This is a genomic window from Pseudoalteromonas sp. C12FD-1, assembly GCF_037414265.1.
Lineage (GTDB): Bacteria > Pseudomonadota > Gammaproteobacteria > Enterobacterales > Alteromonadaceae > Pseudoalteromonas.
In genome coordinates, this window is sequence record NZ_JBBEVD010000063.1 from 19714 (window position 1) to 33831 (window position 14118).

Annotated in this window: 14 protein-coding genes; 4 read left to right on the forward strand and 10 right to left on the reverse strand. The window is 41.7% G+C overall.

What is annotated here, in order from left to right; genetic code table 11:
- The first annotated feature begins 13 nt into the window (after positions 1-13).
- The 4 genes from WDB87_RS08575 to WDB87_RS08590 are packed head-to-tail and all read left to right on the forward strand — an operon-like array spanning position 14 to position 3925.
- Positions 14-1189: an MFS transporter gene (locus WDB87_RS08575; protein ID WP_337849623.1), complete on the forward strand. Its 1176-nt coding sequence runs from the start codon at positions 14-16 to the stop codon at positions 1187-1189.
- A gap of 37 nt (positions 1190-1226) precedes the next feature.
- Complete coding sequence (locus WDB87_RS08580; RefSeq protein WP_337849624.1) at positions 1227-2141, forward strand: LLM class flavin-dependent oxidoreductase; 915 nt, start codon at positions 1227-1229, stop codon at positions 2139-2141.
- A gap of 10 nt (positions 2142-2151) precedes the next feature.
- Positions 2152-2970 carry a 2,5-didehydrogluconate reductase DkgB gene (dkgB, locus tag WDB87_RS08585; protein WP_337849625.1) on the forward strand — a complete coding sequence of 273 codons (819 nt, stop codon included), beginning with the start codon at positions 2152-2154 and terminating at the stop codon, positions 2968-2970.
- Between the two features lies 1 nt (position 2971).
- On the forward strand, positions 2972-3925 hold the full coding sequence (locus WDB87_RS08590; protein ID WP_337849626.1) for an alcohol dehydrogenase catalytic domain-containing protein: 954 nt from the start codon (positions 2972-2974) through the stop codon (positions 3923-3925).
- Positions 3926-5202: 1277 nt separating this feature from the next.
- Here the strand turns inward: WDB87_RS08590 and WDB87_RS08595 are convergent.
- Genes WDB87_RS08595 through WDB87_RS08635 form a run of 10 tightly spaced genes read right to left on the reverse strand, consistent with a single transcriptional unit; the run spans position 5203 to position 14118 of the window.
- Positions 5203-5964 (reverse strand): hypothetical protein, encoded by a 762-nt coding sequence (locus WDB87_RS08595; protein WP_337849627.1) that lies wholly within the window; start codon positions 5962-5964, stop codon positions 5203-5205.
- Between the two features lie 2 nt (positions 5965-5966).
- The gene (locus WDB87_RS08600; protein ID WP_337849628.1) at positions 5967-6656 is read right to left on the reverse strand and encodes a hypothetical protein; all 690 of its coding nucleotides are present in this window, start codon (positions 6654-6656) and stop codon (positions 5967-5969) included.
- Positions 6656-7147, reverse strand: a complete 492-nt coding sequence (locus WDB87_RS08605; RefSeq protein WP_337849629.1) for a baseplate complex protein — start codon at positions 7145-7147, stop codon at positions 6656-6658. Before WDB87_RS08605 ends, WDB87_RS08600 begins: the two co-directional genes overlap by 1 nt.
- Positions 7148-7183: 36 nt before the next feature.
- Positions 7184-9691 (reverse strand): phage tail-collar fiber domain-containing protein, encoded by a 2508-nt coding sequence (locus WDB87_RS08610; protein ID WP_337849630.1) that lies wholly within the window; start codon positions 9689-9691, stop codon positions 7184-7186.
- A gap of 14 nt (positions 9692-9705) precedes the next feature.
- Positions 9706-10338, reverse strand: a complete 633-nt coding sequence (locus tag WDB87_RS08615; RefSeq protein WP_337849631.1) for a hypothetical protein — start codon at positions 10336-10338, stop codon at positions 9706-9708.
- Positions 10335-11531 carry a baseplate J/gp47 family protein gene (locus WDB87_RS08620; protein ID WP_337849632.1) on the reverse strand — a complete coding sequence of 399 codons (1197 nt, stop codon included), beginning with the start codon at positions 11529-11531 and terminating at the stop codon, positions 10335-10337. Before WDB87_RS08620 ends, WDB87_RS08615 begins: the two co-directional genes overlap by 4 nt.
- A complete protein-coding gene (locus tag WDB87_RS08625; RefSeq protein WP_337849633.1) occupies positions 11532-11867 on the reverse strand; it encodes a DUF2590 family protein in 336 nt (111 codons plus the stop codon).
- Positions 11864-13663: a phage tail tape measure protein gene (locus tag WDB87_RS08630; protein ID WP_337849634.1), complete on the reverse strand. Its 1800-nt coding sequence runs from the start codon at positions 13661-13663 to the stop codon at positions 11864-11866. The genes WDB87_RS08625 and WDB87_RS08630 overlap by 4 nt, the downstream gene beginning before the upstream one ends.
- Entirely contained in the window at positions 13664-13855 is a 192-nt protein-coding gene (locus WDB87_RS15740; protein ID WP_377110213.1) for a DUF6890 family protein, read from the reverse strand.
- Positions 13852-14118, reverse strand: coding sequence for a putative phage tail assembly chaperone (locus WDB87_RS08635; protein WP_337849635.1), 267 nt, complete (start codon positions 14116-14118; stop codon positions 13852-13854). The genes WDB87_RS15740 and WDB87_RS08635 overlap by 4 nt, the downstream gene beginning before the upstream one ends.

Sequence of the window (14118 nt, forward strand, 5' to 3'; positions counted from 1 at the left end):
TGAGGAACTACAAATGCCTTTAGCATTATTGGCGCTTACACTCAGCGCATTCGCTATAGGAACAACTGAGTTTGTAATAGTTGGTCTAGTACCAACTATTGCAGCAGATTTAGGTGTTTCACTACCATCAGCAGGCTTATTAGTCAGCTTATACGCACTCGGTGTAGCTATTGGTGCGCCAGTGCTAACAGCATTAACCGGTCGTTGGAATCGTAAATCTGTTTTATTGGTTTTAATGGCTTTATTTGTCGCAGGTAACCTACTTGCTTGGCAAGCACCAAGTTATGAAACCTTGATAGTGGCCCGGATCCTAACGGGGTTGGCTCATGGTGTGTTTTTCTCTATTGGTTCAACTATTGCAACGAGCTTAGTTGCCAAAGAAAAAGAAGCCAGCGCAATCGCAATCATGTTTACTGGCTTAACTGTAGCCCTAGTAACCGGTGTACCTTTAGGTACGTGGATTGGGCAAGAGCTGGGCTGGAGAGCAACATTTTTAATCGTTTCTATATTGGGCTTAATCGCGCTTATTGGTAGCGCAATTCTTGTACCATCAAACTTAAAAAAAGCGGTAACCGCAAAAATCTCAGAGCAACTAAAAGTGCTAACACAGCCTAGATTACTTTTAGTGTACGCCATTACAGCTGTCGGCTACGGCGGCACGTTTGTGGCCTTTACCTATTTAGCCCCAATTTTAGAACAGGTTTCTGGTTTTGAATCCAGTTCAATTGGCTTAATTATGCTTGTTTACGGAATTTCAGTTGCAATAGGCAATATTTGGGGTGGAAAACTAGCTGACCGCATGGGACCAGTAAAAGCGTTAACAGGTATTTTTAGCGCACTCGCTATCATTCTTTTTGTATTTACATTTACGGCAGGCAATCAAATTGGCGCTGTTTTAACACTACTTATTTGGGGCGCCTTCGCTTTTGGTAACGTACCAGGTCTGCAAGTCTATGTTGTGCAGCTAGCACAAAAACATACGCCTAATGCTGTAGATGTTGCATCAGGTTTAAATATAGCGGCCTTTAATGTCGGTATTGCAATTGGCTCAATCATTGGCGGTGTTGTTGTAGAAGACATGGAGTTAATGGACACCCCTTGGGTGGGCGCATCAATTGTTATATTTGCCATTGTATTAACACGACTATCGGGTTTTCTAGATTCACGCGAACAAGTGAAAGCTATTTAAATTTAATCCCGAATTTTTTCTTCGAAAGAGACTGATTATGACTATTGATAAATTAAAAAACTTGGGCTTTTCAATTGGTGTTGAACTGCCATTAGACAATGACTGGTCAAGAGATGGCCAAGAAAAACGCATTAAAGAAGGCAAGCCTTTTGGTGTGCCTGATATGTCACAGCATAAAGAGCGCATTATATTAGCCGATGAGCTTGGCTTTAGTACTGCATGGGTAAGAGACGTGCCACTGTACGACCCTAACTTTGGCGATGCTGCACAAGTATTTGAAGCATTTACATACTTAGGCTACTTAGCGGGTATTACAAACAATATTTTACTAGGTACTGCGGCTGTTGTTCTGCCATTAAGACAGCCTTGGCTTGTGAAAAAATCAGCGAACACAATGGCTGAGCTAAGCAACAACCGCTTAATTTTAGGTGTAGCAAGTGGTGATAGACCCTCAGAATATCCTTTATTTAATGTTGATTACGCCGCTCGTGGCCAGCTTTTTAGAGAAGCTATTGAGGTGTTAAAGGATGAGTCTGACTCTCAATTACAACCGGGGCAAAAAATATACCCTCAAGTAGCGCAATACCCTATTTACGCCGCAGGCCTTGCACAACAATCGCCGCAATTTATAGGTGAAAACCTCGATGGATGGTTAGCGTATCCAGGTACACCTGACGATCATGTAAAACGTGTAGCTCTATGGCGAAGCGTTGCAGGTGACAAACCTTATGTAAGCTTTATTCATTTAGATTTTGTAGACAACCCAGACGCACCAATTGAGAGACACCACTTTGGGGTTAGAACCGGAGTCAATGGCTTAATAAAAGAGCTAAACAGCATGAAGGCTGCTGGCGTAGATCATATTGGTCTTCATTTTAGACGCAATGAAATAAATATCGAACAAAGCATGGAAGACATAGCAAAAAATGTCTTACCCGTTTTTCATAAATAAAGGACAACTAATGAACATAAATTTAAACACAATGCCAAAATTAGGTATGGGTACTTTTCGCTTAGAAGACGAAGTAGCTTACAACTCTGTAAAAATGGCGTTAGAAGTTGGGTATAAGCATATAGATACTGCACAAATTTATGGCAACGAAGCGCAAGTAGGCCAAGCTATTAGCGACAGTGGCATACATAGAGCCGATATTTTTATTACTACAAAAGTATGGAATGCTAACTTAAATAAAGCATCATTCATTGATAGTGTTAAAGAAAGCCTAAGTAAACTGCAAACTAATTATGTAGATTTGTTATTGATACACTGGCCATCTCCAGAGAACAATGAACCGATGGAAGAATATTTAGGTGAGCTAGTTAAAGCTAAAGAGCTAGGCCTTGCTAAAAATATTGGCGTATCAAATTTCAGTATTGATTTGCTTAAACAAGCTATGGCTATTTTACCTAACTGTGAAATTTTTACTAACCAAGTAGAAGTACACCCTTACTTAACAAACGAGTCATTACGCGAATTTTGCAGTGAAAATAACATTCATGTGACAGGTTATATGCCATTTGCTGTTGGTAAAGTTCTCAAAGATGAAACCATTATTGAGATTGCCAATAGTCATAATAAGGCGCCTTCTGAGGTTGTTATTGCGTGGGCACTTGCGAATGGATTAACAACGATTCCTTCATCAACTAAAAGAAGTAATCTGATTACAAATTTAGCTGGCCCTGATTTAACACTTAGTGCTAAAGAAATAACCGCGATTGATCAATTAAATAAAAACGATCGCCAAGCATCACCTGACTTTTCTCCACTGTGGGATAACTAAAATGAACAGCTGCGATTTAGCGTGGCAGTTTGAAGAGGCAGGCTCCCCCCTGCTTCTATCTTCAATTGCGCCACCTTTAAACATAAACGAAAATGAAATTGTTGTTTTAAATAAAGCAATGGGTATAAACCCTGTTGATTGGAAATTTATAAAAGCCAATCCACTAGTTTGGCCGCCCGGTTTTACACCCGGTGTGGATGGCGCAGGAATTGTTATTCAAATAGGCGCAAGCGTACCAAAAGAGTTTATAGGCAGCTCGGTTTGTTATCATCAATCGCTGCTTTTACCTGGCAGTTTTGCAACATACACAGTGTTAAAATTTCAACGAGTAATGAGACTCCCGCAAAGCTTTTCTTTATCTATGGCTGCAAGCTTACCGTGCCCCATGCTCACTGCAATACAGGCATTTAATAAAGTGCCAAGCATGCAAAATAAAAAGGTGTTGGTCTCTGGTTTTGGTGCAGTCACCAAAATTCTTATACAGCTGCTTCATAAAAATGGCGTTAAAATCGATTTACTCAGCCCAAGTGCGAATAAAATAGAGGCCTTATCACTTGGTGTAAATAAAGTGCTGAGGGAGCAAAGCCAATGCCAGCAACAATACCACGCCGTATTTGATGCTAAAGGCCAGCAAAGTGCTACTAAATTTGCAAGCTACCTTAAAGTTAACGGCCACTTAGTCTGTATTCAAGATAGAATTGAGGAACCGCTGTTTCCTGCATTTACCAACTCAATCTCTTATCATGAAGTTGCTCTTGGCGCGTTGCACAGTTATGGCGATGAGCAAGACTGGGCTGAACTCATAAAAGAGGGTGAAGCATTAATAAACCTGTTAGATAACCAAACCCTAATCACTGATCCACCTAAAGTATTTCCATTTGAAAAACTTAATGAGGCACTTACTTTTAGTGAGCAATCAAACACTAAAACCGTAGTTACTGGCAGTGGAACTTAATACTAACACTACACAGAAAATCACCAGCCTATCATGGGGCGGGTGATTTGGCTTTGTCATAAGCTGTGATATCAAATTGAACTGCTGCACTCTAGCTGGACACCTTATCTTAGAAAGTTTTCATATTCTATGGGTAACTGATTCTTATAAGCAGAGCAACTTTTAATAAGCAATCATATTTCAAGCTGCCATAAAACCTTTAACAACGGTGTTAAGCGAACGCGCCCTATAACATGCTTGCTCAAATAAAATTGCGTTAACAGCTTATGATATCGCTTACTCATACTGAGAACCCTAACGAGATGAAATTAAAACCAATCATTTAGTATTGTAACAATCTATTTTCTGACTTGATTTGTGTATAACGTTTGGTTTTTTATGCTAGGTACTTTTTATCTAGCCACTTTGCTGCAATACCTGTCATTGTGGGTAAACCCTTGGCATTGTATCGCATAAACTTAAGCTCTAGCCGTGGATCTTATTCCAAAGTTCCGCGAACACATTTATCACCCAAACCTATAAACTCCCTCGCCCATATGCCATAATCTAAATAATTCATTATTTTAGTAACTTGGCGTGTATTTAGGCGCCTTTAAGTTAACTACTCAGGGTTTTCAGCATGGCATATCAAGAGCAAAATCAAGCAACAATCTACTGGCACGACTATACTCAAATCTAATTAAATTATTGTTTTAAATTATTTAAATTGACCAGTTAAAATAATTTATACACACATTTATACACACAACCATTTCAAACCGTTTCGTAATCAATTCACTTACTCCACCTTTGGCGCTGCCAATCCTACTTTAGAAGTACCGTTTTTAAATTTCAGTTTTGTTTTTGTTTAAGTTGCTGTTTTATAATACCTTTTAATAACCCTTAAAAACGCTTTTGATCTTTGAAACCTCACGTAAACAAGCTAAGTTATTGTTTAGCAATTCTATTTTGTTTTATTTCTTATAAATTACAGGCGGTTAAACTGTAAAACAGTGAAATTAATCACGATCTTTTCAGATCTTTGATCTGCTAAGAACCTTATATAGGGCGCTGGATGGCGCTTTAAATGAAGTACTTTAAAACTGTAAAAATTTAACGATAAAGAGCGCGCAGGAGGGTGAGGAAGAGTGCGGATTTCGTGGCATACATTCTGTGTGGGTCTGTTTTCCGTGGGTGAAACTACACTGGCCAACATAGACGGCGATAACTTTACTGCAGTGAGTGGTGGGCAATAAAAAACCCAGCGGGTGGCTGGGTTTGACTGTGGGGCTTGTGTGTTACTTTGTTATTGGGTCGAGCCTGCCTTTTTGGTTGTCGGCTTGGGATGCTTGCCCGCTAAAGTCTCCGGCTTGTTCTGGCGCTTGGGTTTTTGCTGTTCCTGCAGCAACGCCCGGGTGTGTGTGGCTTGCGCATGTGTTTGCTAATGCGCTTACTGTTGCCATTAGTTCTGATAGCAGTTTAAGTACGTTTTCGCCTTCGCTGCCTATCCATGTTTTAGGACTGCGGTGGTCTTGCTCTTTGGTTGCTATTACTTTGCGGGTTTCACATTGTAGGTCGGCTAGTTTTCCGATGATGTCTTTTAATGATTCGTCGGTTTTGTTTTCAAAGTTACCAGCGTCATCAATGTGTTGATAAACCCCTTCACGTACTTGGGTACGGGTTTCCCCTTCTTTGATTGCAGGTAAGTCCCAGCCAAAAGGCAATACTGTTCTAATGAATGGTTTATCTGCTCGGCCGTAGGCGAAGCCAATTTCTACAATAGAATTAATAGCCGGCGGTTCTAATCGGCCAGCTTTATCACCCGCACCTGGTAATGGTAACGGCACGGCTTGAAGTGGTTTTGATTTGGTATCAGTTCCGTTTTCGTCAATAAGTTGAACGTTAACAGCATAGCGTGGATAGAATGCATCGCTACCGCGCTCGCCATCATCACTTGGCAGTTCAGGCAATGCAACTACTCTACCCCAGCGCGGTAAATGTAATTGTCCAGTTAGTTCTGGAAACAACCTGCTCACTATTCTTTGAATTGATTTATCCATATTCACCAACTTATTTGCATGTTAGTGCCTTTAAACTCAACCGCTGTTATACGTTCATCATTGGCAGTTACGTTTGGGCGTATCATTGGCGCGGCTGGCATAGTGGCGGTTTTTCCTGCTTGATGATCAGTCATTAGGCCATTCGCTATGGTAATTGGTTTATCATACCAAAACGAATCGGTATAACTGCCCACATAAACTTTACCGTTGCCTTGCTGATACCACACAAAATCATCAATCTTAAATGCGCGGCCTATGTTATTTAACATGGCATAGCCTGAGCAATCAGAGTAAAAACACGGGATAGCCGTATCCACATAAGCAGCGTTTGGTATGACATACTCTATACCTGTTTGATTAGTGATTTCGTCAAGTACCTGGCGCATGGTTGGGTGGCGCAGCATTACACTCAAGTTATAAGCAAGTGATGCCGCCCACTCACGGCAAAACAATGTATACCAGCCATTTACTGCAGGCATTACACGTTCAACATAGCCACTAAATACACGGTCAACCATATCACCCCAGCCTAGATCAACCGCAACCGGTGCCAGCTTATCAGCCTTTTGATTAACCGTAATTTGGCATGTACCAGGCGTTGATGATTGCAATACTATCCAGTGCTCTTTCATATCAACTTTTGAATCGTTGACATAAGCACGTGATATAAAACGCGCGTTAGCCGTCGTCATTATGTTGTTCTCAGTGCGGCAAAGTTTTCGTTTAGATGCTGGCTAATATTTGCATATTGAACACCCGTATCACCGCCTTGCACATTGGCCGTTGCATCGGGCGTACGTTCTTCAACCTTTTGCGGCACTGATCGGTATTCACTCAGCGTAAAACTAACAGCCCATTGGCGTGTGGCTTCTTGCTCCACCGCTTCAATTTTACTACTAAAGCGAACTTGCTTAACACCCAGCGCACTGGCCGTGTGGTTACTTATTCGATAAATAGAGCGCGCACCGCTTTCAGTTGCTTCAGCTAAAGTAAATAGTTCAGCTAAATGATCAGCCTTAGTGAATGGCAATAAACCACTCACTGTAAGCTTTTTAGCCTTGGTGCCCGTTTCAGCTTGGTCGGTGCTGGATGATTGGCCGCTTGCATCTTCGCTGGCAAGCTCAAGGCTTGCCGTAATGCGAAGTGATTTAAGAATGATGGCAGACGAATTAAGTATAAGCATAAACTACCTTATATAAATTACTATTTTACCCATCAGTTAAGATACTTCATTAGGCTGGTTATTATTGGTTCTTGATAACTCTGCCCACATACCCAATCTATTATAGATTAGTTCAATGGCATCATTCTCATGCTCAAGCATAAAATCGCCATTACTTAATGCTAAGTTATTAACACCATCTTTTAAAACTATTGTTCTAGCCGAGTGCTCAGCCATAAGAATAAGTCTTTTGCCAATAACTCCACCTCGTATTTCGACTAAATCATCGGTGGCATTATTTCCTTCTGTATCGATATAATGTAATGATCTATTGGCCTGCACACTGCCGTCTTTAATTGTTAGCGTATTTGGGTTAGATAATATATGGACTGGAGTACCTACCTGCGCGTTATCTTGTGAACCTGAGCCAATATATGCGTTTCCGTTTCCTGTTCTGTTATAACCTGGTGAATAATGCTCATTCGTCAAGCTTTCTTTCCCTATCCCGCCTGGCCCCTCATCATCTAGAATCCCAGCTATTCCGTTAGCCCTGATGACTGTTTTGCCACTATTATTAGAATCATCTATCAAAGCACCAGATATCTGAATTAATCCAGAATCATTACCTTGAACTCCGAATGTACCGTTATTTAAAATTTTACTGTCTAGCGCTTGAATGAATCCCCCAAAAACAGTTTGTACACCTTGTGTCCCATTGTTTTCAATAGTACCTTCTTTTAAGTAAATCGCCCCATTGCTTTCACATGTCGCACCAGATCTACCATTAGCACTCACTACACTTTTAAAAGCATTAATGTTTCCACCATAATTGACTAGTAGACCGTTTCTTTCATTTCTTGAAATCATAGAGTTAGGAATATTTATTACACCACCATATAATGTGAAAACACCTTCATCGGCTCCATCTACAATAAAAGAATTTGGAGCAGTTATAGTCCCCCCATTTTGCGTAAACAACCCCCTTGACGCACTGCCAATAATAATTGAATCAGGGATTTCAATTAATCCTCCATTAATGGTGTGTGCACCAGTACCTTTACTATCACAAACTATTAAATTAGGTGCCGATATCGTTCCTCCCAAACTAGTAGAAAAACCAGCTCCATAGGCTGCACAGTTTTCCATTTCTAATACACCTAAAACTTTTGTATTGCTACCAGACAAAGTTAAGGCATCAACTATTTTCAAAGAGCCACTAATTGTCGCCTGATCTTCTATATTAATTTCCGACTGATAATACTCTTTTAAAAGGCTTAGCCTTCCTAAAGAGTTTGTATTAGTTAAATCGGCTGCATTAGGTTTCTCACCACTTACAGATCCTTTTAATAAACCAGCACCTGAGAAGTTTACTTCATTTGGAATTGTTAAACTTGTAAAGTGCAGCTCTAATGAATTATAGGCATCAACATTGTATTGTTTTGCATAGTTAACCCATGCCTGAATTGCTTCTGTGCATTCAGCCATATTGACTGCACCAAATGATTTAGCAGTCACTGAATTTCCGTTAAATTCGAGCTCTATATACTGTTCAAATACCTCACTTCCTATAATATGAAAACCATCATTTTCACCAATACCATTTTTTACAATAAAGTGAGCTGCTCGGTCTTCTATGAAAATTCTCTTTCCTTCTTTGAATATTTCATCACTGTTTTTATATTCTTCAACATTTTTATAATTTATTGTGCTTTTATCGAACTTCTCTGTGAAAGATACTCTAAAGTCTTCCACATCATCGTTTGATTTGATTAATGCTAGTTTTGTTACAAAATGGCTTTTCCCTGCTCCATCTACATAATCCTCTAGCTCATCGTCCCTTATATGGAAAGTGAAGCTTGGAGACCATTTACTACTTGCATCTCCATCAAACCAAACATCAACAAATATCGCTTTTTCATAATCTTCTATAGCAATTATATGCTCATGTTTAAATTCAATCCTTAAACCACCGACATATCCTACACCTGGTGAAATGGCAAATGTATTCAAAGTTTCACGCGGAACTACTTTAAATCCATCATCAATGAAACTGTCTTTTCCGTTTAAATCTTTAGCCAATTGTTGAGTTAGTTTATCCATGCCTTGCAAGCGAGCGGTAAAGTCTAGTTGCCATGTTTCGGGGGCTACATCAATACCTGTTAGGTCGGCAATGCCTGAGTACTCAATACCAAAGTTACGGTTTAGGGTGTTACCTGCAACACCTGCTTCAGTTTTTGTTTTTGGTGTGGTTGGTATGTGGTTAATTGCTACCAAGGTATTATTAATTGATGAATACAAACCTACCCAGTTAAATTCAAACGGGCCTGTAATGCTGTCGAGTACGGTTGAGTAAACAACTACGTTGTCGTTTATGCGGCCAACTTGTTGCACTATTTGTTGGTGCACTACGTGATCGATTGGTAAACCCTCTTCTCGGTTTATTGGAGCTGTTGCGTCTTGATCGGGTACGTTTGCAAAAATAAACGTGTCGATGTCTAGTTGCTCATTAGCTTGCGCTTTAGCAGCAAAAAGTTTTTCACCTGCGATTGTAATTACTGAAGCCATGTTAATTCCTCTTCTTAGCTAATAAGCTGTTTATTTGTTGCAATAATAAAATGTGATTCGTTGTCCATAACCGCTAAGCCTAGTTTTGGGCTCATGTCGTCGCTGAGTTTTGCAAAGCCGGTTAGGCTGTCTAATGCAAAATCGCTTGGTGGTGCAATTAATGGCATGCTGGCAATAGTGTCGTATTGGTAGCGGCGTGTTGTTCGCCCGTATTGCCTGCAAATATTGTCTATAAGTTTGTTTCGCTCAGCTAAATCTGAGTCAAGTAATTGCAAGCTCACTACATCCCAATCTGTTTCGCTTACCCGTTCGTCAATGGTTATCCATGGCGTGCCTAGTTTTTCGAACATGTAATACCAGCCGCTTTTACTGCCTGCGCCTTTGGCAAATTGCAGTGCATACTTAACGCGTATGCGGTAAGTGTGTTCGGTTTCGTTTGGTATTTGGGTTATGTCGCGTTCCCATGCCAACAGGTGCAAAATTTCTAGCTCTGCAGTCATTGGGTCAAGCTGTTTAGCGGGCCATGCAAGCATGTCACTTAGGCGCTGCCAAAAACTCACCGTGCCTTTTCGTAGTTTGTCTAGCTCACTGGCTGGGCGCGCCAACCAGTACGGCATTTTTGTTAGGGCTTCCCAGTCAATGTTCATACATCGTTACCGTTTTCAATGGTTAAGGCAGTTAAGCGCGGTACGTTATTTTGGTTAGTAATGTCGGTTTGATGCCAGCTTAATGAGTCGATACCGTTAAATTCTTTATGAAGCTCTTGACCTAAGCGGCTAAAGCTAAAGCGTGTTTGCGGCTCAGTTCGTGTTACCACGTAGTCTGTGTTTTCTCTAAATGCGCTGCGTATAAAGTTTTCTATATTGCTAATTAATGCGGTTACTTCATCATCAAGTAAGTAAACATGTGGGTAAACCGTAAGGCCTACGCTTACATCAACACTTGGCATAGTAAGTACAAGTAAATCGTCGCCGAGGCCGTGGTAGCCTTTTGCCATAACGTATTCGTTTAAATCGTTAATTAGGCTTTGGCTTGGCTCGCCTGTATCTAACAAAATATATGCATCAGCCGTACCTGGTCCACGCGGTGCATCGTGTTCAAAAAATATATTATCGGTATTTAGGCCGCTGCGTTCGGTAAGCATTGCGCGGTAAACAGCGTCAATGTGCCAAGGTGCTGCAGCGGTAAATGCATTGCGGGTGCGTAGTTTTAAATCTTGGTTTGTTTCGGCGTCTGCGCCAAGTACGTCAATCCAGTCGCTATCGTTTATTGCGCTACTAATTCCGGTCACCGATTCAGGTAAAATATGATAATAACCCGCGCCTAAGTTATGTGCAGCACCTGCGGTTTCAGCTATCACATCTACTAATACGCTGGCTTGGTTTTCTGGCAGGATTACATCGTCAACCGTAAGTACACGGTAAACCGTGCCGTTTATGGCATCGCTTTGTATTATTGTGCCTGCACTAATTAGTAAGCTTGGGCCTGTATTAGCTGCGCGGTTAAAGCGTACTTTGCCTTGTGTGCGCTCTTCGCTTTTGCGTGTTAGGTCGTGCTCCCATGCTTTAGCTTCAATAAAGTCGCTGTCGGTGGCGGTTTGCAAAAATAAGTTAGGGAGTATTTTTTCAATTAATACTTTGTTGACTATCCACGTTGCAGGCTTTGCCACAATGGCGCTAATCAATCGCCAAAAAGGTGAGTACGGCGAGTCGTTGGCTATAATGCTGCCTTGTGCATCTACCTCTTGCTTAAATAGGGTTTTCCACCCGTCTTCGGTTGTTGGTATGCCTGCGTTTTTTACAATGCGGGTAAAATCAATTATTGGGGATTCATCAGCCATTTACTGTGCCTCTACTAATAACGATGAAATTTCACCGAAGTCTATTGTTTGTGCGTACACCCACCACTGGCCTTTGTTAATGTCGCTTTGCTGAACTTGAACCGTGCCTGGCATAATGCGAACGTCGTCTTCTACCAATAGTTTTATTTTTGTTTGGGTATCGTTAGTAACGCTGGTTCCTCGGTCGCTCACTAATAAGTTTGCAAGGCCGGTGTCTAAAATGGCGTGCACAATGTCTTGAGCTATTACGTCACGATCGGTTAAATACGTTGGATTGTTACCGGCATCTAATACCACATCGCCATTTAATATTTGTAAGTCGCGGTAAATACTCATGAGTGCATCTCAACAAAGTTCATGTAGTTGGTTTCCCCTTTGGCTGGGTACACGTTAACCGTGCCAACGCTGGTCGACTTTTGCTGATTCGCGTTGCTTATTTGCTGAGTGATACCGCCGCGCTCAACTCTGCTTTTAACGGGTTCTATTGCGGCAATGCTAGGTAAGGTTGATGCTGAATTACTCTGCTCGGGCGCTTCAATACCTAACGAGCCTTTTATACCCTCAAAGCTGGTATCTATTTCAATGCCTGCTAAGTCGGCCAGCTGTTCAATGGCCCATAGTATTGGCGCAAATAGCAGTTCAACGGCTTTCCATGCGTATTCAAGGCCCGTAAGCAAAACGCTTACCCAGCTAATATCTGCAAAGGTGGCTTTTAGGTCATCCCAGTAATAAATCAAAGCGCCCACGGCCGCTATTGCTAAAGTAATTCCCGCAACAATTAATAAAATAGGGTTTGCGTACATCACAATATTAAGCGCTAACATAGTTCCTCTTAAAAATGCTAATGATGCATTCCACGCTGTGGTTATTCCTCGGCCAATCATTGTTACCGTATTCCATGCAGTCATGGCCATTATTGAAGCTCCCATGACGACCGAAATTAAACCGCCTGCGGCTACGAATGCCAACAAACCAACAGCGGCATAACCAAGCCATTTTGTTAATGTTGGAAACTCTTCTGTAAAACTTAAAACGCCTGAACCCATGTCCGCAATTAAACCAACAAAGTCATTAAAGGCTGGGAGTATTGCTGAACCAAACGCAGCGCGAATAACAAACCAGCTTTGGCTTAGTCGCTCGCTTTGGTCGGTCATGCTCATTGCCATTTTTTCGGCTTGTTGCATGCCGGTAACGTCGCCTAGGTCATTTATTGATTTTCCTAGGCCGTCAATGTCACTCATGAGTAATTTTATAGTGCCGACGGCCTCACTTGAGCCGAATGCTTTTTTAAGTTCGTCGCCTTCGGCTACGTCTATGGTTTCGCCGTACTTGCCTTTAATTTGGTTTAGTATGTCAACCATTGGCAACATAGCGCCTTGGCTGTCGGTAAAGCTTAAATTAAGCGCATCTTGGGCTTTACCTACACCTGCTAAAAACGATTTATATTTTGTACCGGCTTCACTGCCTGACATAGTCGCTTGCAATGTACCGAGTATGGCCATTTGCTCGTTCATACCAATGCCGGCGCTTGTTGCTTCAGCACCAATTGATGTAAACGCCGATGACATTTCGCTACCCGTAGTTTTAAATGCTTGTACGGCGGTGGCCGTCATCCCTGTTAGCTGCTCAACCCACTCGCTTTTACCCATGTCATTGGCTTGGTTTTTAAATATGCCATACATGGTGCCCATATAATTGGTAATAGTGCCTGCGTCGGCTTTGGTGGCTGCAGCTAATACGTTACTCGACATGGTAAACGCTGATAGGTCGGCATCGTTTAACCCTGCTATGGCGCTTTGTATGTCGTAGCTTGATTTAACAAATTCGGTAGACGATTTACCGTATTTAAGGGCGAATTCGTAAGAGGTATCACTTAGTTGTTTTAATGCTGATTCGCGTACACCTAACGAACTAACCTCGCCTAGTGCGCGGTCCATTTCTATGGCTGGCATGAGTGCGTTTTGTAGTGCATAGCCGCTGGCGGCAATACCCGCAACGCCCGACGCCATTTTCATGGTGCCGCGTTGGTAGTCGTTGGTTAACCCATTTAAGCTATTGCTTATTTTGGCAATAGGCTTTGTTATTTGGTCAATCATGCCAACGGTAAACATTAGCGGTTGCGGTAAACTCATTTACTTGCCCCCAAAGGCCTTGCACACAGCATTGGTTATTATGTTTTCTAGGTTTTCGCGCTGGTTTTTATACAACCAACCAGCGCGGGCTAGGTTTTGCTCGTCGTCTTGCTCATGTGGCAAAAAGTGACGGCGTAAAATAAACAGTTGTTCAAGCTGATTCGAGTCGATTGAATCAATCAGCCCTTCTATTTTTTTACGGCAATTTCCAGCACAGGCGAAAACTCAGCTTTAAGCGTTGACGCAATTTGCAGCTCAGAACCTGGTGAGCTTTCAAGTACTTTTTTAAGATCGGCTTTTTGTTTGTCGTCGATGGTGCGCATTACCATATTGTGTGACGCTGCTGTCATTGAGCCACCGCGGGCAACAAGGTCTACAAAGTCGCTGTGATCTTGCACTGTCATGTTAAACGTAAAATCTGTCGCGGCGATGGTTAGTACAATTGCTTGTTTCAT

Excerpts from the sequence above, each read along its gene's own strand:
- WDB87_RS08575 (WP_337849623.1), top strand. The coding sequence starts at position 14 with ATGCCTTTAGCATTATTGGCGCTTACACTCAGCGCATTCGCTATAGGA.
- WDB87_RS08580 (WP_337849624.1), top strand. The coding sequence starts at position 1,227 with ATGACTATTGATAAATTAAAAAACTTGGGCTTTTCAATTGGTGTTGAA.
- dkgB (WP_337849625.1), top strand. The coding sequence starts at position 2,152 with ATGAACATAAATTTAAACACAATGCCAAAATTAGGTATGGGTACTTTT.
- WDB87_RS08590 (WP_337849626.1), top strand. The coding sequence starts at position 2,972 with ATGAACAGCTGCGATTTAGCGTGGCAGTTTGAAGAGGCAGGCTCCCCC.
- WDB87_RS08595 (WP_337849627.1), bottom strand. The coding sequence starts at position 5,964 with ATGGATAAATCAATTCAAAGAATAGTGAGCAGGTTGTTTCCAGAACTA.
- WDB87_RS08600 (WP_337849628.1), bottom strand. The coding sequence starts at position 6,656 with ATGACGACGGCTAACGCGCGTTTTATATCACGTGCTTATGTCAACGAT.
- WDB87_RS08605 (WP_337849629.1), bottom strand. The coding sequence starts at position 7,147 with ATGCTTATACTTAATTCGTCTGCCATCATTCTTAAATCACTTCGCATT.
- WDB87_RS08610 (WP_337849630.1), bottom strand. The coding sequence starts at position 9,691 with ATGGCTTCAGTAATTACAATCGCAGGTGAAAAACTTTTTGCTGCTAAA.
- WDB87_RS08615 (WP_337849631.1), bottom strand. The coding sequence starts at position 10,338 with ATGAACATTGACTGGGAAGCCCTAACAAAAATGCCGTACTGGTTGGCG.
- WDB87_RS08620 (WP_337849632.1), bottom strand. The coding sequence starts at position 11,531 with ATGGCTGATGAATCCCCAATAATTGATTTTACCCGCATTGTAAAAAAC.
- WDB87_RS08625 (WP_337849633.1), bottom strand. The coding sequence starts at position 11,867 with ATGAGTATTTACCGCGACTTACAAATATTAAATGGCGATGTGGTATTA.
- WDB87_RS08630 (WP_337849634.1), bottom strand. The coding sequence starts at position 13,663 with ATGAGTTTACCGCAACCGCTAATGTTTACCGTTGGCATGATTGACCAA.
- WDB87_RS08635 (WP_337849635.1), bottom strand. The coding sequence starts at position 14,118 with ATGAAACAAGCAATTGTACTAACCATCGCCGCGACAGATTTTACGTTT.